This window comes from Xanthomonas sp. Leaf148, assembly GCF_001423585.1.
GTDB lineage: Bacteria > Pseudomonadota > Gammaproteobacteria > Xanthomonadales > Xanthomonadaceae > Xanthomonas.
Window position 1 is genome coordinate 899,981 of the sequence record NZ_LMOP01000001.1, and the last position, 21,333, is coordinate 921,313.

Sequence of the window (21,333 nt, forward strand, 5' to 3'; positions counted from 1 at the left end):
CTGGCCGCACCCACGCCGCCAACATCCAAGCCGCATGTCCACGAATCGCTTTACCGCTAAGCGCGGCGAAGAGAACGTAGTGCGTAATCGTCAGTTGGGCGTAGACGGCACACTCGGAACCGGAGCGTAGGCGCGGGACATGCCACACCGCATACAGGCCGTGCCCGTCTGGCGGCTAGGCGGTGGTTTATTAGCCGCTCTTACCGCGCAGTGCATACCCAATCGCACATTGCGTGAGCCTTGACTACGTACCACATCGCATCGGGGCACAACACGAGCGCCACACCGGTGCACTACCGTAAACAGCCCCAAAGAAAAAGCCCGGTCGCCCGGGCTCGCTCTTTACATCCGTCGACAACACGCCGTTACAGCTGTGTTTCTTCGATCTGAATCTTGTAACGCTTGCGCATCTCCTTGACGTAGGACTGCGCGGCGTTGTTGCCGTCGATCTGGCTCAGCTGCTCGCGCAGCATCGTCTGCTGCTCGGGCGGCATCTGCTTCAGGTCGCCCGGCGTGGCCTTGCTGATCACGAACACCGCAAAGCGGCCACCATCCAGCTCCACCTTACCCACCGACGGCTTGCCCTCGGTCGGACGCGGCGCGCTGAAGATTGCCCGATTTGCGGCCGGCGTCGGAATCGGCGCAGTGCGCGGCAGGCCCGGGATCGGCTGCACCTGCAGCTTCTCGCTCGCCGCCAGCGCCTGCAGGGTTTCACCCTTCTGCACACGTGCCAGCAGCGCATCGGCGGCCGCAGCTGCAGCCTTCTCGGTACGGTCGACATGTACTGCCGCAATCACCTTGTCGCGCACCTTGTCCAACGGCAACGCCTGCTCGGCGGTGTGGTTGGTCACGCGCAACATCACGCTGTGGTTCGGAGCGATGGTGATCGGGTCGCTCACCGTGCCGTCCTGCACCAACGTTTCGGAGAACGCCGAACGCAGCACCGCCGGATTGGCCGCAATACCGCTGGCGTTGGTGCGCGAGAACGGGCCGAGGGTCTGCACCGGCAGACCGACCTGCTTGGCCGCCGGCTCCAGCGCAGTCGGATTCTTGTAGACCTGATCCACCAGCTTGCCGCTGATATCGGCATACGCCTTGTCGGCATCGGCCTTGAGCTGCTCGGCAGCAAGCTGGTCACGCACCTGCTCGAACGACTTGCCCTGCCCGCCCTTGACCTCACGCAGCTGGATCACGTGATAGCCGAACTCGGTCTTGATCGGCCCGACCACATCGCCGGCCTTCATCGAAAACAGCGCGTCTTCGAACGGCTTGACCATGGTGCCCTTCTCGACCCACCCCAGATCGCCACCGGCATCCTTGGAGCCCGGATCCTGCGAATTGACCTTGGCCAGCGCAGCGAAGTCCGCGCCTGGCTGTTTGGCCTCCGCAGCGAGCTTGGCTGCCTTGGCTTCGGCAGCCTTTTGCGCAGCAGCATCGCTACCGGCGCTGATCAGGATGTGCGACGCCAACCGTTGATCCGGCTCGACAAAGCGCGCCTTCTCTTCTTCATAGCGCTTACGCAACGTCGCCTCGTCAGCTGCCGTGGCCGGCGGCATCGTGGCGGCATTGAGCTCGACGTATTCGATGCTCACGGTCTCCGGCTGACGGAAATCCTGCGTATGCGCGTCATACCACTGCTTGATCTGCGCATCGCTGACCGGCGCGGTATCGGCGGCCGGCGCCGGCAACATCGCCAACTCCACATCGCGCGTTTCGCCCATCAGCTTGAGCAGGCGCTCGAACTCGGCCTTGGTTGCAAAACCCGATTCGGCGACGGCCTGCGGGATCACCGACTGCTGCAAGCTGTCGCGCACCAGCGCATCAAACTGCGCCGGCGTGCGCGGCGGTGTGCCTTGTGCGAGTGCGGCGCGGTACTGGTCAGGGCTGAACTTGCCATCGACCTGGAACGCCTGAATATTGGTGATGTAATCGCGCACCGTGGCATCGCCGATCACGATACCGGCATCTTCGGCACCCAGGCGAATCACTTGCTCGTCCACCAGCTGGTCGAGCACCTGTAGCTTGTTTTCGCGGGATTCGAAGGTGCGCGGGTCGAAGTTCTCACCCTGACGCTGGCGCTCCTGCATGCGCGCCTGTTCGAAGCGCGCGCGGAAATCCTGCGTGCTGATTTCGTGGTGCTGCCACAGCAGCGAGATCGGCCACCAGGTCGGCGCGGATTTCCACCACGTCGGCGGCGCCTGCACCTTGGCCACATTGTTGGCGCCAATGCCGCCCAGGTAGCTGTTGTCGATGACGAACAGGAACGGAATCATCAGCAACCCCAGGATGGCGGTAGCGATCCAGCCTGACGTCTTGTCGCGAAGTTTCTGCAGCATTGGCAAATCACGGCCTGTGGGCGAGCCGGGCAGTGTAACCCGCTTAACGCCATGCACCCAGCCCGACGCCCGTCAGGTGCGGGTCAAGATGCAGAAAAGTGCAGTCGTGAATGGAAGAGACGTGAAGATCGCCGCACCTCACAGGCGCCATGGAGTCAGCGCATTGAGGTCACCGCCGCGCACAGCCTGCGCTCCATTCACCGCAGACCCATGCGCCATCGCGTCATGGGACAAGGTTCAAACGCTCCAAAAAAAAGCCCCCGGCACAAGGCCGAGGGCTTCGGTGTAACTGGCGGAGCGGACGGGACTCGAACCCGCGACCTCCGGCGTGACAGGCCAGCATTCTAACCAGCTGAACTACCGCTCCGCTTTAAACTTGGACATCTACCCCAAGGCATTCGCATTGCAAATGCTGTGGAGAAAACGAAGCCCCCAATCGCTCAGGGGCTTCGGTGTAACTGGCGGAGCGGACGGGACTCGAACCCGCGACCTCCGGCGTGACAGGCCAGCATTCTAACCAGCTGAACTACCGCTCCGCGCTTAAAACTTTGCTTGGTGCTTAGTGGTGGGTGCTGAGGGTTTCGAACCCCCGACCCTCTCCGTGTAAGGGAGACGCTCTACCGCTGAGCTAAGCACCCTAGCGAGTCGATTAGTTTACTGCATCCTTCAGGGCTTTGCCAGCCTTGAATGCAGGATTCTTCGAAGCAGCGATCTTGATGCTGTCGCCCGTCTTCGGATTGCGGCCGGTACGCTCAGCGCGCTCGCGGACCTGGAAGGTGCCGAAGCCAACGAGGGTGACAGCGTCGCCCTTCTTCAGCGCCTTGGTGATTTCGCTCACAACCGCGTCGACAGCACGGCCAGCTTCAGCCTTGGAGATGTCAGCGGCAGCGGCAACGCCATCGATCAATTCGGTTTTATTCATTCTTGAAACTCCCTTTGCGGCAGATGCCGCGGAATCGACAATCGGCGCTCTTGCCGTTAGCGAAGAACCCGACACAAGTGGTATCGCGTGACGCATCACATTTTGCCGCGCCCACGAGTCGTGCATTTATACCAGCGCCCCCAACAGCGCGCAAGCCAAAACCCAATAACGACGCGGGTTTTGGCTTGTTTCGGGACGTCTTAGACAGCGCACGTTAGTGCTTGACGCGGGTACCCGGGGTAGTACGCGACTTGCCGCGCACGGCAACGCGCGACGCAGTCTTGCGGGCCTTTTCCTTGCCTGCCTTCTTCGGTGCGAGCGGACGCTCCAGGGCGAGATCCAGCACTTCGTCGATCCACTTGACCGGCACGATCTTCAAATCGCGCGTGACGTTGGCCGGGATATCGGCCAGGTCCTTGCGGTTCTCGTCCGGGATCAACACGGTTCGGATGCCACCACGCAGTGCCGCCAGCAATTTCTCCTTCAACCCGCCGATTGCCGACACGCGACCGCGCAGCGTGATCTCGCCGGTCATCGCCACATCGGCGCGGATCGGCACCTTGGTCAATACCGATACCAACGACGTCACCATCGCGATACCTGCGCTGGGGCCGTCCTTCGGTGTGGCGCCATCGGGCACGTGCACATGCACGTCCTGTTTCTGCAGGAAATCCACATCGATGCCCAGACGCTCGGCGCGCGAACGCACCACCGACAGCGCAGCCGATGCAGACTCCTTCATGACGTTACCAAGCTGACCGGTCAGGATCAGATTGCCCTTGCCCGGCACCAACGTCGATTCGACCTGCAACAACTCGCCGCCAACTTCGGTCCAGGCCAGACCGGTGACCAGACCGATTTCGTTTTCTTCTTCGGCGCGACCGAAGTCGAAGCGACGCACGCCCAGGTACTTGTCGAGATTCTTCGAGCCGACCGTCATCAACGCCTTCGGCTTGCCCTTCTTGGCGACCACTTTCTTCGCTGCCGGCTGCGGGCCGGCAAGCGCGATTTCCTTGACCACCTTGCGGCAGATCTTGGCGATTTCGCGCTCCAGATTACGCACGCCGGATTCGCGGGTGTAATAGCGCACCACATCCTGGATGGCGTCGCTGCCGATCTCGATCTCTTCCGGCTTCAGGCCGTTGGCCTTGATCTGCTTGGGCACCAGGTAACGCATCGCGATGTTGAGCTTTTCATCCTCGGTGTAGCCGGGGATGCGGATCACTTCCATGCGGTCCAGCAGCGGGCCGGGGATATTGAGCGAGTTGGAAGTGGCGACGAACATCACTTCCGACAGATCCAGATCCACTTCCAGATAATGGTCGTTGAAGGAATGGTTCTGCTCGGGATCTAGCACTTCCAGCAACGCCGACGACGGGTCGCCGCGGAAGTCCATCGACATCTTGTCGATCTCGTCCAGCAGGAACAGCGGGTTCTTGCTGCCGACCTTGTTGAGGTTCTGCACCAGGCGACCCGGCATCGAGCCGACGTAGGTCCGGCGATGGCCACGGATCTCGGCCTCGTCGCGGATGCCGCCCAGGCTCATGCGCACGAACTTGCGGTTGGTCGCCTTGGCGATCGACTGGCCGAGCGAGGTCTTGCCCACGCCAGGCGGGCCGACCAGGCACAGGATCGGACCCTTCATCTGCTTCACCCGCGACTGCACTGCCAAGTACTCAAGGATGCGCTCCTTGACCTTGTCCAGGCCGTAGTGATCGGCGTCCAGTGTGTCTTCGGCAACCTTCAGATCCTTGCGGACCTTGGTGCGCTTCTTCCACGGCACGCCCAGCAGCCAGTCCAGATAGTTGCGTACCACCGCCGCCTCGGCAGACATCGGCGACATCTGCTTGAGCTTGTTGAGCTCGGCCTTGGCCTTGGTCTCGACCGGCTTGGGCATGCCGGACTCGGCGATCTTGCGCGCAAGCTCTTCCAGTTCGCCCGGCGCATCGTCCAGATCGCCCAGCTCCTTCTGGATCGCCTTCATCTGCTCGTTGAGGTAGTACTCGCGCTGGCTCTTTTCCATCTGCGACTTCACGCGGCCGCGGATGCGCTTTTCCAGCTGCTGGACGTCGATTTCGCCATCCACCAGCCCAACCAGCAGCTCCAGGCGTTCACCGATCTCGGTGATCTCCAGCAGGCGCTGCTTGTCGGCCAGACGCACGCCGATATGGGCGGCGATGGTGTCGGCCAGACGGCCCGGCTCGTCGATGCCGGCCAGGGTCTGCAACAACTCCGGCGGCAGCTTGCGATTGGTCTTGACGTACTGCTCGAACAGGGACATCAGCGAGCGTGCGATCGCTTCGACTTCGCGCGGCTCACGGCCATCGCTGGCCTCCACTTCGGTGCCCTGCCCCTGCAATGCGCCGTCCAGTTCGACGACCTTGTCGACGGTGACCCGCGACAGGCCCTCAACCAGCACCTTGATGGTGCCATCGGGCAATTTGAGCAGTTGCAGCACCTGTGCCAGGGTGCCGACGGTGTACAGATCGCCGGCCGCCGGGTCGTCGGTTTCGGCCGACTTCTGCGCCACCAGCAGGATGCGCTTGTCCGCCTCCATGGCCTTTTCCAGCGCACGCATCGACTTGTCACGGCCGACGAACAGCGGGATCACCATGTGCGGAAACACCACCACGTCGCGCAGCGGCAACACCGGCAGATCGAGAACTTCTGGTTGGGACTGGGCCATGGGGCGCTCCGCAGGAATCGGGGAAATTAGGGCGTAAAAAAAGCCGATGGCCCCGTTATGGGGCCATCGGCGAGGTGTTGCAAGTAGCTGTCGGAAACCCTTTATCCGCGAGCGGGGCCAAGGCCTGGCAACGCGAATGCGGAGCTCAATCGCCGGACGCAGCCTTGGCCGGGGCCGGTTGCGCCTGGTAGATCAGATACGGCTCGGATTTGTGTTCGATCACCGACTCGTCCACCACGACCTTGCTCACATTTTCCTGCGAAGGCAGCTCGTACATCGTATCCAGCAGCACCGATTCGACGATGGTGCGCAGACCACGCGCGCCGGTCTTGCGCTTGAGCGCCTTCTTGGCGATCGCAGACAGTGCGTCCGGGCGGAACTCCAGTTCCACGCCTTCCATGTCGAACAGCTTCTTGAACTGCTTGGTGATGGCGTTCTTGGGCTCGGTCAGGATCTTGATCAGTGCCGGCTCGTCCAGCTCCTCAAGCGTGGCAACCACCGGCAGGCGGCCCACGAACTCGGGAATCAGACCGAACTTGATCAAATCTTCCGGCTCGACCTCTGCCAGGATCTTGCCGACTTCCTGCTTGCGCTCGCTGCTCTTGACCTTGGCACCGAAGCCGATGCCGCCAGCGTCGTTGGAGCGGGCCTGGATGACCTTGTCCAGACCGGCGAACGCGCCGCCGCAGATGAACAGGATGTTCTTGGTGTCGACCTGCAGGAATTCCTGCTGCGGATGCTTACGCCCACCCTGCGGCGGCACCGAGGCAACCGTGCCTTCGATCAGCTTCAGCAGCGCCTGCTGCACACCTTCGCCGGACACATCGCGGGTGATCGACGGGTTCTCGCTCTTGCGCGAGATCTTGTCGATTTCGTCGATATAAACGATGCCCTGCTGCGCTTTTTCGACGTCGTAGTCGCACTTCTGCAGCAGCTTCTGGATGATGTTTTCCACGTCCTCGCCGACATAGCCGGCCTCGGTCAAAGTGGTGGCATCGGCGATCGTGAACGGCACATTGAGCAGGCGCGCCAGCGTTTCGGCCAGCAGCGTCTTACCCGAACCGGTCGGACCGACCAGCAGTATGTTGGATTTGGCGAGTTCGACTTCGTCGTTCTTGCTGCGGCTCTCGATACGCTTGTAGTGGTTGTACACCGCCACGGCGAGCGTGCGCTTGGCGCGCAGCTGCCCGATCACGTATTGATCCAGCACTTCGAGGATCTCGCGCGGCTTGGGCAGACTGGAACGTGCCGACTGCGCCTTCTCTTCGAGTTCCTCACGGATGATGTCGTTGCACAGCTCAACGCATTCATCGCAGATGAATACGCTGGGACCGGCAATCAGCTTGCGGACTTCATGCTGACTCTTACCGCAGAACGAGCAGTAGAGAATCTTGTTGCTGTCGCCGGAACGACCTTGGCGGTCTTCGCTCATGCTTCTGTTACCCAGTTACCCCACCCGATGCACGGGGGTTCGATTTCGAGAATAGCACAGGGTCGGGAGGACGTTCGCCCCGCCCGACCCTGCCGGTTTTTCCTGCAATTTCAGCGACCTGGCGATCAAGACGGCTGGATCGACTCTTCCGGACGACGCTCCAGCACCTGATCCACCAGACCATAGGCCTGTGCATCGACCGCGCTCTTGAAGTTGTCGCGCTCGGTGTCGCGCGCAATGGTCTCCAACGACTGGCCAGTGTGCTTGGCGAGGATCTCGTTCAGGCGCGAACGCAGGGTCAGGATCTCGCGCGCATGGATGTCGATATCGGTCGCCTGGCCCTGGAAGCCGCCCAGCGGCTGATGGATCATCACGCGCGAATTCGGCAGCGCATAGCGCTTGCCGGCCGCACCCGATGCCAGCAGCAGCGCGCCCATCGAGGCGGCCTGGCCCACGCAGATGGTGGCAACGTCCGGCTTGATGTACTGCATGGTGTCGTAGATCGCCATGCCGGCGGTGACCACGCCACCGGGCGAATTGATGTAGATGCTGATGTCTTTTTCCGGATTATCCGCTTCCAGAAACAGCAACTGAGCCACGATCACGTTGGCCATATGGTCGTCGATCGGACCGACCAGGAAGATCAGACGCTCCTTGAGCAGACGCGAGTAGATGTCATACGCACGCTCGCCACGGCTGGTCTGTTCGACCACCATCGGCACCAGATTCAGGGCTTTGGTCACAATGCTCATCGGTCTTCCTGTTGTGGCACCAGCTTGCGCCGATAACCGGGTTTGACGTCCGCATCCCAGCCAGCGGGATGCGGGTTGGTGTCACACCGCCGCTTTTAGACGCGGATCGCGTCCTGGAACGACAGCGGCTGCTCGGTATGCTGGGCGCGCTCGGCGATCCAGTCGATCACCTGCTCCTCCATCACACGGCTCTGCAGCCCACCCATCAGTTGGGGATCGTTGCGGTACATCTCAATGACCTGTTCCGGCTCTTCGTAGGTCGAGGCAATCAGACGCAGCGTTTCGCTGACGCGCTTGGACTCCAGCCGCAGTTCGTTGCGGCGTGCCACTTCACCGACCAGCAGGCCGACCAGCACGCGCTTGGCGGCGGCATCCATGAAACCCTGGTGTGCATCGTCCGGCACCTGGCCTGGATCGCGACCGCTGCGGCGCACCTGCTCAACCTGCTGGGCCAGCATCGAACGGGCCTCGTTCTCGACCAGACGCGGCGGCATCTCGACGTGCGCGTAGGCAGCGATCAGCTGCTCGCCCACTTCGCGACGCAGGCGGTTCATCAGTGCACCCTTGAGCTCGCGCTCCAGGTTGGTGCGGATGTCGGCGCGGAACTGCTCGGCATCGCCGCTCTTCACGCCGAAGCTCTTGATGAATTCCTTGTCCACCACCGGCAGCACCGGCTCGGACACTTCAACTGCTTTGACATGCACCTGCACGGTCTTGCCAGCCAGCTGCGGCACGCGCCACTCGGCCGGGAAATCGATGGTCAGGGCCTTGTCTTCACCCTTGGTCAGGCCTTCCAGGCCCTTCTCGATCTGGTCGAACATCACGCCCGAGCCCAACACGCTGCTGCCGGTTTCCACGCCTTCGGCGGGCAGACGCTCGTCGCCGGCCTGCGACCAGGTCTCCAGCGCCACCAGATCGCCAACCTGCGCGCCGCGCTCGACCGGGTTCCAGGTACGGCGCTGCAGACGCAGGTTTTCGATCATCTGGTCGATGTCGGCGTCGGTCACGTCAGCGGTGTGACGCACCACCGACAGCTTGGCGACATCGATATCGCCAAAGTCCGGCACCACTTCGAAGGTGGCGACGAAGTCGAAATCGCTTTCGCCCTGATCGATGCGCGGGTTGCCGGCCAGACGCAGCGAGTGCTCGCGCACGGCCGAGTCGAAGGTTTCACGCAACAGGCCTTCCATCGCCTCGGCACGCACCTGCTGACCGAAGCGCTGCTCGATGACCTTGGTCGGCACCTTGCCGGGACGGAAGCCCTTGATGCGCGTGGTCCGCGCCAGTTCGCGCAGGCGGCCACCGACGTGGGTCTCCAAACGCTCCTGCGGCAGGGTGAAGGTCAGGCGGCGTTCCAGATTGCCGGTGGATTCGATCGATGCTTGCATGTTGACTCCTGCCACCGACAGCACAAGCGTCGGCACGAGATGGAAGAGACGGGTTGACGGATGGCGAGAATGCCGCCGAGCCTTGTAGTTTCGCCGATAACGGCGACGGCTGCCAGCGGAACGCGCGCACTGGGGTTTGCAGCGGAAAGACGGGTTTGCCGGAGCGGCAGCGGCCGGAGCACTCACGGCCGCACTGCATTGGTGCGAAAGGGGGGACTCGAACCCCCACGCCTTGCGGCGTCAGAACCTAAATCTGGTGCGTCTACCAATTCCGCCACTTTCGCGATGTCGCAGGTGCATGCGCATTGTTGCAGGGATGCCGGCAAAGAAAAAGCGCCGCGAACGGGCTGCCAAGGCCGCGCGCCGGGTTGAGGCGGGCATGGCAGGCATGCACCTGCCAAATCGACGCTCCGGAGGCGCCCGCCAACCGAACTCAAGTGAACGATTCACGCCCCGGCCTGATCCCAGCCCAAACCTGATGCTTTTGCGTGTACATGACTGCGTCAATATTTGCGAAAATTCCGTTAAGCCCAAGTCGAGAGAGCGCGCCGTCGCAATGAGAGACCGATACCGTCAGATCGTGGCACTGTCGCGAGACTGCATCAAAGAGATCGACCTCGACGGGCGGATCACGGCGATCAATGCCAATGGACTGACCGTCTTGGGCGCCAGTCGGCCCGAGCAGTTGATCTCTCGCCCGTGGCGGGACTTCTGGCCTGCGGGAGCCGCCGGCTTGATCGATACGGCACTTACTGCATCTCTCGCGGGCGCGGTGCACGAGTTCGAGGCCAGCTGCGTCAACTTCGTTGGCGTGCGCCAGACCTGGCAGGTGGTCACCAGTCCGTTGTTCGACGCAGACGGTAACGTCGAGGCGATCCTGGCGGTCAGCAAGAACATTTCCGACCGCCGTGCGTTGGAAGCTGCCTTCCATACGCTGGATCGCACCTTGAAGGCGGAGCGCGAGTTCTCCACGGGCGCACTGATGCTGGCACGCACGCGCGAGAATTCTCTATCGACCGAGCTGCACAGCCTGCGCGATCTACAGGAGCGCATCGAGGACGATCTGGACATTGCGCGCGCCGCACAGGGGGCTGCCGAACGAATTTCCGAACAGGCACAGAAAGGCGAGGCGGTCGGGCAACTGCTGGCCGGCGTGGTGCACGATCTGAACAATGTGCTGCAAGCCGCCACCTCGGCGATCGACCTGGTGGTCCAGCGTGGGCAGATCGACGCACAGGACACCAAACTGCTCGGCGTGGCCGATGCCGCGCTTCAACATGGCTCGGTCATGGCGCAGCGGCTGGTGGGATTTTCGCGCCAGTATCCGTATAGCCCCGAACCTGTTGACCTTGCCGCACTGGCCGACCAGCTCAATCCGTTGTTGGAACAGGTCATCGGCACAGACCTGCGCTTGCAGGTGAACACCGCTGCGGGCGGATGCTGCGCCATGGTCGACCGGCATACGGTGGAGCGCGCGATCTTGAATCTGGTCATCAATGCGCGCGATGCCTGCGCAAGCGGCGGCGTCATCCGTGTGGAGACCGGCCAAACGCAGGTCGCCAAGGCCGATGCAACCTTGACCAAACCCGCTGGCGAGTTCGCCACCATCACGGTCGCTGATGACGGGCACGGCATGGACAGCCATGTGCAGTCACGGCTATTCGAGGCGTACTTCACCACCAAGAGCGCAAACAAGGGAGCCGGCCTGGGCCTGGCGCAGGTTTACAGCGCGGTGCGCCAGGCAGGCGGCTTTATCGACGTGACTTCGGCACCAGGCAAAGGCGCGCGCTTCCTGCTTGCGTTTCCGCGCGTGGATCAGGCGTAACACTCGGTTGGCGAATGCAGACATGCGTAGCTGCATGCGTGCGTTATGTAGTTAAATTGACGTAAATCGCTAACTGCGGCGATTGCGCGCGGCGTTGCAATTGCAGAATTCTTTCACCACTGCCTGCAACATATCGGTAACACCCTTGCCTTAATCGAGGCGAAGGGAATTTTCAAATATCTAAGGCGGCAGTTGGTAGCCCGCTGATCAAGTGATGCAGCAGCATCCATTCGGTATTCGATACTTCTTACTTAATGCCCATGCAGATCGTTCCGGCATGGATGTGTCGTGCTGCCTACCGGGCATGCACAGCCGACTGCATGCAGCGCCGCGATAGTGAGTTACCAGCAGGGAACCAGGCGTCGCGCACCTCTCTGCCACCTTCCATCACTCTGCGAATCTATTGCGTCAAACACCCGATAAACGCGGAGCAGCGATTAATCGCGTCAGACCGCACGCGTTCGCGCTGGGAGTGCGGGCTTCGTTGTTGGGAAATCCTGGGCTAGCCCACAAGCACATCATCTGGCGCTGTTAACTCGCAATCGCAATCGCACTGTCGGCATATCGCATGCCGTTTTTTGAAAGCCCGCTGACCAATACGCACCTGACTACTCGTCGTTACCGGATACAAGACTTGCACCAACAGCAAGGGATTGCTTCTGCAGCGGGAAGCTTTCGAGTTCCCGGTCGCTCCCCACGCAATCCGCACTTCTCGGGTAACTACACATGAGACACCACTCCATGGTCCAGATACGGAATAGCAACGCATCACGCCTGTTCACTGCCATTGGGACTGCACTGGCTTTTCTGCCGATGATCGCAGTGGCGTCGCCTGCACGCGGCACGCTGCTCAACAGTAACTTCCTGACCAGCTATACCCACTCGGCACTTGGCGCCTTGCTGCCCGACGACAAGGCTAGCGACCTTCCGACATGCGATGTTCGCGTGGCCGAGTTCACCTACGCCACGATCGGTGTCCAGGGAGAGCCGACCACCGCGTCGGGCGCTCTGCTGGTGCCGGGCGGCACACGCTGCACAGGCCCCTATCCCTTGCTGGGCTGGAACCAGGGCACCCAACCCAAACGTACCGCGGAACAGGCGAAGGACATCCGCGATGCGAAGGGCGACGACCCGCTTGTCACTCGATTGGCAGGCAAGGGCTATGTGGTGGTCAGCACCGATTATCTGGGATTGGGCAAGTCGCAGTATCCGTTCCATCCTTATCTGCACGCGGCCACCGAAGCCAGTGCGAGCATCGACGCGATGCGTGCCGCTCGCCAGGTTCTGGCACGTTTGCACACGCCACTGTCGGGCAAGGTCATGCTGTCGGGATATTCGCAAGGCGGGCATGCGGCGATGGCGACCCAGCGCGAGATCGAAGCGCACGATTCCAAGGAATTCAATCTGGTTGCCAGCGCGCCGATCTCCGGGCCGTATGCGCTGAGTCAGACCTTCCTGGACAGCTGGAGCGGAACCAATGCGGTTGGCGAAAGCACATTCGGCCTGGTGCTGGCCACTTACGCGCTGGTCGGCATGCAGCATGCTTATCACAACATCTATCTCGCTCCCTCGCAGGTCTTTCAGGACCCGTGGGCCAGCAAGGTCGAGGGTTACTTTCCGGGTAAGGATGAGCTGACCGATCTTGCGATCGGCGACGCGCTGCCGGGCATCGACAAGATCGGCAGCTATTTCCAGCCGAGTTTCTACAAGGACGTGCCACGCAATCCGAACAACCCGTTCCGCAAGGACTTGGCGCGCAACGATCTGCTGGACTGGACGCCACGCACACGCACGCTGCTGTGCGGCTCGTCCAATGACGCCACCGTGCCACTGAAGAACGCCATCACCGCCATCGACAGCTTCAAGCGACACGGCAGTACGCAGGTTTCGGTACTGGATCTGGGAAGCGGCAATCGCGACGACAACAGCGCTCTGGAGCACCTGATCATCAAGGAGAGCTGCATGATCGCCGTGCGCCAGCAACTGCTGGACAAGCAGCGCTAAAGCCAGGGCGCGCGATGCATCGTAGCGATGCGAGATAACGACACTGCCGGCTGCACGCGGCGGACTGCCGTCGCCTGCAGTGTCGTCACCCGGTCTATCCGAAGTGACGAGGGCCGAGCGAATCGATTCGCACGTCGACGTGGCAGCAGGCGTTGCGCTAACAGCGTAGGTGGCCGCGCAGCGATGCGGGGAATGCAGTGCGCCCGGACCAGACATCGGCACAAAGAAAAACAGCCACTCAACTTGCGCTGAGTGGCTGCCTGTCTGGTGGGCCGTCAAGGATTCGAACCTTGGACCTATTGATTAAGAGTCAACTGCTCTACCAACTGAGCTAACGGCCCTGAAACTGGTCGCACATTGTATGTGCATTTCTGCTTCGTTGCAATACCCCGCGAAGCATCGGGTCGAACTTTCCTGCAATCAGTGGGGTGGCTGAGGGGACTCGAACCCCCGACATCTGGAATCACAATCCAGTACTCTAACCAGCTGAGCTACAGCCACCACTGAAAACCTACTTCCTACCGCACCGCCGATGGCGCGCCCGACAGGACTCGAACCTGTAACCGCCGGCTTAGAAGGCCGGTGCTCTATCCGGTTGAGCTACGGGCGCCCGGACCGAACTTCGCATTCCCACGCCGTCAAGAGCTTGGAATGGTCGGGGTAGAGGGATTCGAACCCCCGACATCCTGCTCCCAAAGCAGGCGCGCTACCAGACTGCGCTATACCCCGGCGGGACCTTTCCATCCCAAAGGCTGGAAAGGTCGGCTATTTTGGGAACGATTGGCCTCGCTGTCAATCACTCTGTGTAAATTCGGCGATCCGGTATCCTCGCAGCAACGCTCACTGGTACGGCGAGCACCACTTTCATGGAGAACACGCATGCGTAGCGGTAACCCGGCTCTTCGGGAATCCACGTTCCTCGACCTCGGCTCCGGCTCGGTGGTCACCCGCGACGGTCAGGCAATGACACTCAACGGCACGGTCAACAAGACCGGCCTGCTGTTGCTGATGGCCGTCGCCACCGCTGCGTTTGCCTGGTCGCAATCGATCGGCGCGGACGGCGCGCCGCTGCCGGCAGCACGCCTGTACATGATCGCCGGTGCGATCGGCGGGCTGGTGTTTGCACTGGCGACCAGCTTCAAGCCGACCTGGGCACCGGTCACCGCGCCGCTGTACGCGCTGATTGAAGGCTTTTTTCTGGGCTCGATCTCGGCCGTGTACGAGGCACGTTTCAACGGCATCGTGTTCCAGGCAGTGCTGCTGACCTTCGGCACCATGTTCGCGCTGTTGTTCGCGTATCGCAGCGGCTTGATCAAGGCCACCGAGAACTTCAAGCTGGGTGTGGTCGCGGCCACCGGCGGCATCGCGCTGGTGTATCTGGCCACCATCGTGCTGGGCTTGTTCGGTGTGCGCATTCCCTTCATCCACGACTCGGGCCTGATCGGCATCGGCTTCAGTCTGTTCGTGGTGGTGGTGGCAGCGCTGAATCTGGTGCTGGACTTCGACTTCATCGAAAGCGGCGTCGAGCAGGGTGCACCCAAGCACATGGAGTGGTACGGCGCGTTCGGCCTGATGGTGACGCTGGTGTGGCTGTACATCGAGTTTTTGCGCCTGCTGTCGAAGCTGCAGTCACGCAATTGAGCAGGGAATCGGGAATCGGGATTGGGGAATCGCAACAGCGATCGCTTGGCCTGATGGTTTGACACTGACGTTAAGCAATCCGCTTCCACCAAAAAGAAAGGGCGCCTAGGCGCCCTTTCTTTTGTGCGATCTACCCGCGCGCTCAGAGGCGGCTGGCGATGGCCTTGGCGAAGCCCATGGTGTTGCCGGTGCCGCCCAGGTCGGGGGTCAGCGAGTCCTTGGCTTCCAGCGTAGCGACGATCGCTTCGCGCAGGCGCTCGGCGTTCTGCGGCTGACCGATGTGGTCAAGCATCTGCGCGGCGCCCAGCAGCAGCGCGCATGGATTGGCCTTGCCCTGCCCTGCGATGTCCGGCGCCGAGCCATGCACGGCCTCGAAGATCGCCGCGTCCAGACCGATGTTGGCACCCGGGGCCAGGCCCAGGCCGCCGACCAGACCGGCGCACAGGTCGGAGATGATGTCGCCGAACAGGTTGGTGGTCACGATGATGTCGAACTGTTCCGGACGCATCACCAGCTGCATGCAGGTGTTGTCGACGATCATTTCCTGGAATTCGATTTCCGGGTACTGCGTGGCGACGTCACGGGCGACTTTCAGGAACAGGCCCGAGGTCGACTTGATGATGTTGGCCTTGTGCACCGCGGTGACCTTCTTGCGGCCGGTGGCGCGCGCCAGGTCGAAGGCGTAGCGCACGATGCGCTCGGAGCCCTTGCGGGTGACGCGGGCGCCGGAGAATGCGGTCTCGCCATCCTCGGACACGGTCTGGCCTTCGCTCAGATACGCGCCTTCGGTGTTTTCACGCACCGTGATCAGGTCAACGCCATCGGCGAAACGCGATTTGGTGTTGGGGAACGACTTGGCCGGACGCACGTTGGCGTACAGGTCGAACTTGCGACGCATGGCGACGTTGATCGAGCTGAAACCTTCGCCAACCGGCGTGGTCAGCGGGCTTTTCAACGCCACTTTGTTCTTGGTGATCGAGGCCAGGGTGGACTCGGGCAGCAGATCGCCGTGCTTTTCCAGCGCGACCAGGCCAGCGTCGGCGTACTCGTAGGTCAGGCCAGCTTGCAGCGCGTCGAGCACGAACAGCGTGGCATCCATGATCTCCGGGCCAATACCGTCGCCGCGGATGACCGTGATTGTCTGCGTCATAAGGTTGGGGTTCCGAACTTGAAGGGGGGAGCGCCAGCCGTCAAACCCGGCAGAGCGGCGCAAGGAGGTTTCACCGGCAATTATGCCCGATGCCGGTGACCGCGCCCAAACCGACCATCGTCTAAGGGGCTGGCAACAGGGGCAGCGGCCGCAGCGCGCATGGCCCGGACGGATGCCGAACCGGTGCGTGTCCTCCCAACCCCTGCAGGCTCTCCACGACACCGCACGCGGCAGCGCGAACCAGGTCCCGTGCGCCGGATGGCCGCCAGGCACCAAAAGGCAGCGCGCCGCCTCGGTGGGCGGCGCACTGTAGCCACAGCAGCGGTGGATCAGCCGTGGCTGTGTTCGGCCGGCGCAGGAGCGCCGCCTTCGAGCTGGTCGAGGAAATCCACCGCGCGGCGCAGATGCGGGATCACGATGGAGCCACCGACCACCAGGCCAACCGAGAACGTCTCGAAGAACTCTTCGCGGGTGACGCCGGCCTCCTTGCATTGCGCCACGTGGTAGCTGATGCAGTCGTCGCAACGCAGCACCATCGAGGCGACCAGGCCGAGCAGCTCCTTGGTCTTCACATCCAGCGCGCCGGCCTGGTAGGTCTGGGTATCCAGCGCGAAGAAGCGCCGCACGACCTGATTGGGCTCGGCCAGGATGCGCTGGTTCATGCGCTGGCGGAAGTCGGTGAACTCGCGCAGGCGATCGGCGCTGCCGTCGTCGGAACCACTCACGCCTGACCGCCCGCAGCGGAGAACAGCGGTTCGAGTTTGCCGGCGCGGTGCATGGCCATCATGTCGTCGTAGCCGCCCACGTGGGTGTCGCCGACGAAGATCTGCGGCACGCTGGTGCGTCGCGCCAGGGCGACCATCTTGTCGCGCTCGACCGGGTCCAGGTCGATCCGCACCTCGGTCCAGGTCTGGCCCTTGCTCTTGAGGAAGTTCTTGGCCGCCACGCAGTACGGGCAGATGGCGGTGGAATACAGGGTGATCTGCGGGCCGGTGGCCGCGTCCTGCCCGGTGTGGTCTTGGCTCACAGGAAACTCCGTGGTGGGTCTGAGGTCTGATACATGGTAGCGGGCGACTGGAATTTCCATGTCGTCACCGCAACACTGTGGATTAACTGCCGATTCACACCGCTGCGCTGCGCTGCCCGCATGCTCCGCGCATCACCTGGGAGTTTCACTTGCGCCTGCTTCCGCTCGCCACCGCCCTCACCCTGGCCCTCGCCATGGGCGTGGCACCTGCCCAGGAAAGCCGCCTGCCCGATATCGGCTCGTCGGCGGGCGAGCTGCTGACCCCGGCCCGTCAGGCCGAGTACGGCAAGATGATGCTGGCCGAGTTGCGCAACTACGACTACGTGCTGGACGACCCGCTGATCGGCGACTGGCTGCAGACCATGGGCACCCGCCTGGGCGCCAACAGCGACCAGCCGCAGCAGCCATTTACCTTTTTCATGCTGCGCGACCGCCAGATCAACGCGTTCGCCACGCTGGGCGGCTATATCGCGGTCAACGCCGGGCTGGTGCTGACCGCCGAGCGCGAGGATGAAGTGGCGGCGGTGCTCTCGCACGAAATCGCCCACGTCACCCAGCAGCACGTGCTGCGCGGGGTGGAGCGGGCGCAGCGCGACCAGATTCCGATCTTGCTCGGCATGCTGGCGGCGGTGGTGGCGGCGCAGCAGGCCGGTGGCAATTCCAAAGGCGATGCCACCATGGCCACCATCACCAGTGCGATGGGGCTGATGCAGCAACGCCAGATCGACTACACCCGCTCCAACGAATCCGAAGCCGACCGACTGGGCATCCGCACGCTGGTGCGCAGCGGCTACGACGTGGACGCGATGGCCGGCTTCTTCGAGCGCATGTCGGTGGCGATGCGCGCCAACGAGGGCGGCTATAGCGCGCCGGACTTCCTGCAGACCCACCCGGTCACCACCACCCGCATCAGCGAGGCCAAGGCGCGCGCCGAGCAGATGAAGAAGAACACCGTGGTGTTGACCACCTCGGTGCCGGGCGGAACGCGCCAGGAGCGCGTGGACCCGTCCGACCCGTCGTTGTCGGAACCGTTGAGCCGCAATGGCAACGCGTTGCTGCCGTATGCGCTGCGGCTGCCGGTGGATGCGTTGAGCCGTGGCGGCGATCAACAGAGTTTCGACTGGGCCAAGGAACGTCTGCGCGTGCTCAGTGCGAGCACGCCCGATGCGGCCATTCGCGAATACGAAAACCTGCGCCGCAGTGCCAAGCAAGGCCTGACCGATGCGCAGCGTTACGGGCTGGCGCTGGCACAGCTGCGCAACAGCGGAAGCCGGCCGAGCGAGCCGGTGGCCGAGCTGGCCGGCCTGCTGGAGGCGCATCCGGACAACCTGTGGCTGGCGTTGGGCCTGAGCGAAGCGCAGGCGCGCGTGGGGCAGCGCGAGGCGGCCAATGCGCGCTTCGATGCGCTGCTCAAGCGGCTGCCGAACAACCGTGCGGTGGCGTTGACCTATGCCGGCGCGCTCAACGAACAAGCCAGCAAGGAATCCGGCCAGCGCGCGCGCCAGGTGCTGGAACCCCTGCTCTACCGCAACGGCGAAGACCCGTTGCTGCAGCAGACCTACGCCCGCGCCTGCGAACTCGCTGGCGACCATCTGCGCGCCAGTGAAGCCTATGCCGAATCGGCATCGTTAAACGGGCGCCCGGAGCAGGCCCTGATCCAGCTGGAAGCACTGAAAAAGAAGGATCTGGATTATGTGACGCGGGCGCGTGTGGATGCGCGCATCGCTGCGATCACGCCCACCGTGCTGGAGCTGCGTCGCCAGGGCATTCGCGACCCGGATCTTTCCACGCGTTGACAGCTGGCACGGGATTGGCGCCGACCGCGACATGCGGCGCCCGGGCCTGGAGCCGCTCGCAACGGCTCAGCCCGCTTCGCAAAATGGCAGCCTGTCTACAAGCAGCGCCAGCGATGTCACATTAGAGTCACAAAACCGTAGTCTACTGGCGATCACCAAAGCCAGACGGTAAGCCCCGCGTGCAAAAACGCATTCTAATCGTCGATGACGAACCCGCGATCCGCGACATGGTGGCGTTCGCGCTGCGCAAAGGCGAGTTCGAGCCCATCCATGCCGGCGACGCGCGCGAAGCACAGACCGCCATTGCCGACCGCGTCCCCGACCTGATTCTGCTGGATTGGATGCTGCCGGGCACCAGCGGGCTGGATCTGGCGCGGCGCTGGCGCAAGGAACAGCTGACGCGCGAGATTCCGATCATCATGCTGACCGCGCGTGGCGAAGAAAACGACCGTGTCGGCGGGTTGGAAGCCGGCGTCGACGACTACGTGGTCAAGCCGTTTTCAGCGCGCGAGTTGCTGGCGCGTATCCGTGCGGTGATGCGCCGCACCCGCGAGGACGACGAAGACGGCAGCGTGGCCGTGGGTCGGCTGCGCATCGATGGCGCGGCGCACCGCGTGTTCGCCGGCGATGCGCCAGTGCCGATCGGCCCGACCGAGTACCGCCTGCTGCACTTCTTCATGACCCATCCGGAGCGCGTGTATACGCGCACCCAGTTGCTGGACCATGTCTGGGGCGGCAGCGTGTATGTGGAAGAACGCACCATCGATGTGCACATTCGCCGCCTGCGCAAGACGCTGGAACCGTTCGGCCTGGAAAACATGGTGCAGACCGTGCGTGGCTCGGGCTATCGTTTTTCGTCGGCAACTTAAGTACGTGCCGCACGGCAACCCGGCCGCTGCCTGGCCGGGTTGGCTGCCTACCTGACGCTTCGTGGTAACGCCTTCCATGCCCCAACATATCCGTTCCGCCTGGCTCAAGACGCTCGGCACCCTTGCGCTGTTATTGGGCGCTGCCGTCGTAGCGGGCGTGCTGATCGGGCATGTGTGGATGGCACTGACGCTCACCGCGCTGGGCGTGCTGGCCTGGCATTACTGGCGGCTGCGCCAGGTGCTGCGTCGCCTCACCGCACGCCAGCGTGCCGAACCTGCCGCCGGCGTGGGTGCCTGGAACGAACTGGACCGTCTGCTGTATCGCAGCCAGGCTGAAATGCGTGGCCGCAAGCGCCGCTTGATCGACATGCTGCGCACCTACCGCGCCGCCGCACAGGCGCTGCCGGATGCGGTGGTGGTGGTGGATCGCAACAGCCAGCGCGTGCAGTGGTTCAACAAGGCTGCCGGCGGACTGCTGGGCTTGCATCATCCCGGCGACATGGGCGTGTCGGTGGTGGAGCGGCTGCAGCCGTTGCCGCTGGCGCACTGGCTGGCAGCCGGTCGCAACGCCGAGCCGATGCTGGATGCAGCCTCGCCAGTGGACCCGGATCTGCGCCTGAATCTGCGCCTGATCCCCTACTCCGACGACTACTGGCTGTTGGTGGCACGCGATGTCAGCAAGCTGCTGCGTCTGGAACAGGTACGTCGCGATTTCGTAGCCAATGTGTCGCACGAGCTGCGCACGCCATTGACGGTGGTGCACGGCTATCTGGACATGCTCGACCCGGAGGACTTCCCGGACTCTGGCCCGATGCTGGCGGAGATGCGCAAGCAGTCGCAGCGCATGGCGCAGCTGGTCGAAGACCTGCTGACCCTGTCGCGGCTGGAATCCCAGGAAGAACTCGGCGAAGAACACGTGGCGATGGCACCGATGCTTTCGACACTCCGCCGCGAGGCCGAGGCGCATAGCCAGGGCCGGCATACGGTGGACGTGATTGATGAGGCCGGCGTGGATCTGCTCGGCTCCAACAAGGAATTGCACAGCGCGTTTTCCAATCTGGTCACCAACGCGGTGCGTTACACGCCCGGCGGCGGCACGGTGACGATCCGCTTCATGCGCGAAGGCGATGGCGCGGCGTTGGCAGTGCGCGACACCGGCTACGGCATTCCTGCCTCGCATCTGCCGCGCATCACCGAGCGCTTCTATCGCGTATCCAGCAGCCGCTCGCGCGAGAGCGGCGGCACCGGGCTGGGGCTGTCGATCGTCAAGCACATCCTGGGGCTGCACCAGGCACGGCTGGAGATCGAAAGCGAAGTGGGACGCGGCAGCGAATTCTCGTGTCATTTTGTGGGCGCACGCATCGTGCAGCGCGAACAGTCCCTGCCACTGTCACGCTTGGCATGATATGTAGGGAGTGCGCGTCGCCGCGCGGCGCGATGCACCTGCGCAACGCACGTTGCACGCGCTGCACCGCAACGCGCCTGTAGCAACACCGCACACCAAC

Annotated in this window: 15 protein-coding genes and 8 tRNA genes; 6 read left to right on the top strand and 17 right to left on the bottom strand. The window is 63.0% G+C overall.

Translation table 11 applies throughout. The features are described from left to right. Positions 1-365 precede the first annotated feature (365 nt). From ASF90_RS03695 to ASF90_RS03740, 10 genes are all read right to left on the bottom strand, one after another. A complete protein-coding gene (locus ASF90_RS03695) occupies positions 366-2,336 on the bottom strand; it encodes a peptidyl-prolyl cis-trans isomerase (protein WP_055845970.1) in 1,971 nt (656 codons plus the stop codon). Positions 2,337-2,626: 290 nt separating this feature from the next. Then, a tRNA-Asp gene (locus ASF90_RS03700) sits at positions 2,627-2,703 on the bottom strand. Between the two features lie 92 nt (positions 2,704-2,795). Next, positions 2,796-2,872 (bottom strand) — tRNA-Asp (locus tag ASF90_RS03705). A gap of 27 nt (positions 2,873-2,899) precedes the next feature. Further along, positions 2,900-2,974, bottom strand: a tRNA-Val gene (locus tag ASF90_RS03710). 11 nt (positions 2,975-2,985) lie between these two features. Next, entirely contained in the window at positions 2,986-3,258 is a 273-nt protein-coding gene (locus tag ASF90_RS03715; RefSeq protein ID WP_002806049.1) for an HU family DNA-binding protein, read from the bottom strand. A gap of 214 nt (positions 3,259-3,472) precedes the next feature. Next, positions 3,473-5,944, bottom strand: coding sequence for an endopeptidase La (gene lon, locus ASF90_RS03720; RefSeq protein ID WP_055845973.1), 2,472 nt, complete (start codon positions 5,942-5,944; stop codon positions 3,473-3,475). A gap of 145 nt (positions 5,945-6,089) precedes the next feature. Next, positions 6,090-7,376: an ATP-dependent Clp protease ATP-binding subunit ClpX gene (gene clpX / locus ASF90_RS03725; protein ID WP_055845975.1), complete on the bottom strand. Its 1,287-nt coding sequence runs from the start codon at positions 7,374-7,376 to the stop codon at positions 6,090-6,092. A gap of 125 nt (positions 7,377-7,501) precedes the next feature. Beyond that, a complete protein-coding gene (clpP, locus tag ASF90_RS03730) occupies positions 7,502-8,128 on the bottom strand; it encodes an ATP-dependent Clp endopeptidase proteolytic subunit ClpP (protein ID WP_055845978.1) in 627 nt (208 codons plus the stop codon). 95 nt (positions 8,129-8,223) lie between these two features. Continuing rightward, a complete protein-coding gene (tig, locus tag ASF90_RS03735) occupies positions 8,224-9,516 on the bottom strand; it encodes a trigger factor (RefSeq protein ID WP_055846334.1) in 1,293 nt (430 codons plus the stop codon). Between the two features lie 199 nt (positions 9,517-9,715). After that, a tRNA-Leu gene (locus tag ASF90_RS03740) sits at positions 9,716-9,800 on the bottom strand. Between the two features lie 272 nt (positions 9,801-10,072). On the opposite strand from ASF90_RS03740, the gene ASF90_RS03745 reads away from it, so the two are divergent. Together ASF90_RS03745 and ASF90_RS03750 are read left to right on the top strand one after the other, a co-directional pair. After that, positions 10,073-11,341: a PAS domain-containing sensor histidine kinase gene (locus ASF90_RS03745; RefSeq protein WP_055845981.1), complete on the top strand. Its 1,269-nt coding sequence runs from the start codon at positions 10,073-10,075 to the stop codon at positions 11,339-11,341. A 741-nt stretch (positions 11,342-12,082) separates the two neighbouring features. After that, a complete protein-coding gene (locus tag ASF90_RS03750; protein ID WP_055845984.1) occupies positions 12,083-13,345 on the top strand; it encodes a lipase family protein in 1,263 nt (420 codons plus the stop codon). Positions 13,346-13,610: 265 nt separating this feature from the next. On the opposite strand, the gene ASF90_RS03755 is transcribed toward ASF90_RS03750, so the two are convergent. The 4 genes from ASF90_RS03755 to ASF90_RS03770 form a co-directional block, all read right to left on the bottom strand. Beyond that, positions 13,611-13,686: transfer RNA gene (locus ASF90_RS03755), tRNA-Lys, on the bottom strand. Positions 13,687-13,769: 83 nt separating this feature from the next. Beyond that, positions 13,770-13,846 (bottom strand) — tRNA-His (locus tag ASF90_RS03760). Between the two features lie 32 nt (positions 13,847-13,878). After that, positions 13,879-13,955: transfer RNA gene (locus ASF90_RS03765), tRNA-Arg, on the bottom strand. 42 nt (positions 13,956-13,997) lie between these two features. After that, positions 13,998-14,074 (bottom strand) — tRNA-Pro (locus ASF90_RS03770). A gap of 150 nt (positions 14,075-14,224) precedes the next feature. Here ASF90_RS03770 and ASF90_RS03775 point away from each other — a divergent pair. Beyond that, positions 14,225-14,986 (top strand): Bax inhibitor-1/YccA family protein, encoded by a 762-nt coding sequence (locus ASF90_RS03775; protein WP_055845987.1) that lies wholly within the window; start codon positions 14,225-14,227, stop codon positions 14,984-14,986. A 142-nt stretch (positions 14,987-15,128) separates the two neighbouring features. Here ASF90_RS03775 and ASF90_RS03780 read toward each other — a convergent pair whose 3' ends face one another. The 3 genes from ASF90_RS03780 to grxC all read right to left on the bottom strand — a co-directional run bounded on the left by ASF90_RS03780 (position 15,129) and on the right by grxC (position 17,163). After that, positions 15,129-16,136: an isocitrate dehydrogenase gene (locus tag ASF90_RS03780; protein WP_006451741.1), complete on the bottom strand. Its 1,008-nt coding sequence runs from the start codon at positions 16,134-16,136 to the stop codon at positions 15,129-15,131. 329 nt (positions 16,137-16,465) lie between these two features. Then, positions 16,466-16,861: a carboxymuconolactone decarboxylase family protein gene (locus tag ASF90_RS03785; RefSeq protein ID WP_011036180.1), complete on the bottom strand. Its 396-nt coding sequence runs from the start codon at positions 16,859-16,861 to the stop codon at positions 16,466-16,468. Next, positions 16,858-17,163, bottom strand: a complete 306-nt coding sequence (grxC, locus tag ASF90_RS03790; RefSeq protein ID WP_055845990.1) for a glutaredoxin 3 — start codon at positions 17,161-17,163, stop codon at positions 16,858-16,860. The genes ASF90_RS03785 and grxC overlap by 4 nt, the downstream gene beginning before the upstream one ends. A gap of 149 nt (positions 17,164-17,312) precedes the next feature. On the opposite strand from grxC, the gene ASF90_RS03795 reads away from it, so the two are divergent. The 3 genes from ASF90_RS03795 (at position 17,313) to phoR (ending at position 21,233) form a co-directional block, all read left to right on the top strand. Further along, complete coding sequence (locus ASF90_RS03795; RefSeq protein WP_055845992.1) at positions 17,313-18,959, top strand: M48 family metalloprotease; 1,647 nt, start codon at positions 17,313-17,315, stop codon at positions 18,957-18,959. Between the two features lie 179 nt (positions 18,960-19,138). Then, the gene (gene phoB / locus ASF90_RS03800; RefSeq protein ID WP_002806631.1) at positions 19,139-19,828 is read left to right on the top strand and encodes a phosphate regulon transcriptional regulator PhoB; all 690 of its coding nucleotides are present in this window, start codon (positions 19,139-19,141) and stop codon (positions 19,826-19,828) included. 76 nt (positions 19,829-19,904) lie between these two features. Next, positions 19,905-21,233 (top strand): phosphate regulon sensor histidine kinase PhoR, encoded by a 1,329-nt coding sequence (gene phoR, locus ASF90_RS03805; protein ID WP_055845995.1) that lies wholly within the window; start codon positions 19,905-19,907, stop codon positions 21,231-21,233. The last annotated feature ends 100 nt before the right edge of the window (positions 21,234-21,333 follow it).

Excerpts from the sequence above, each read along its gene's own strand:
- ASF90_RS03695 (WP_055845970.1), bottom strand. The coding sequence starts at position 2,336 with ATGCTGCAGAAACTTCGCGACAAGACGTCAGGCTGGATCGCTACCGCC.
- ASF90_RS03715 (WP_002806049.1), bottom strand. The coding sequence starts at position 3,258 with ATGAATAAAACCGAATTGATCGATGGCGTTGCCGCTGCCGCTGACATC.
- lon (WP_055845973.1), bottom strand. The coding sequence starts at position 5,944 with ATGGCCCAGTCCCAACCAGAAGTTCTCGATCTGCCGGTGTTGCCGCTG.
- clpX (WP_055845975.1), bottom strand. The coding sequence starts at position 7,376 with ATGAGCGAAGACCGCCAAGGTCGTTCCGGCGACAGCAACAAGATTCTC.
- clpP (WP_055845978.1), bottom strand. The coding sequence starts at position 8,128 with ATGAGCATTGTGACCAAAGCCCTGAATCTGGTGCCGATGGTGGTCGAA.
- tig (WP_055846334.1), bottom strand. The coding sequence starts at position 9,516 with ATGCAAGCATCGATCGAATCCACCGGCAATCTGGAACGCCGCCTGACC.
- ASF90_RS03745 (WP_055845981.1), top strand. The coding sequence starts at position 10,073 with ATGAGAGACCGATACCGTCAGATCGTGGCACTGTCGCGAGACTGCATC.
- ASF90_RS03750 (WP_055845984.1), top strand. The coding sequence starts at position 12,083 with ATGGTCCAGATACGGAATAGCAACGCATCACGCCTGTTCACTGCCATT.
- ASF90_RS03775 (WP_055845987.1), top strand. The coding sequence starts at position 14,225 with ATGCGTAGCGGTAACCCGGCTCTTCGGGAATCCACGTTCCTCGACCTC.
- ASF90_RS03780 (WP_006451741.1), bottom strand. The coding sequence starts at position 16,136 with ATGACGCAGACAATCACGGTCATCCGCGGCGACGGTATTGGCCCGGAG.
- phoR (WP_055845995.1), top strand. The coding sequence starts at position 19,905 with ATGCCCCAACATATCCGTTCCGCCTGGCTCAAGACGCTCGGCACCCTT.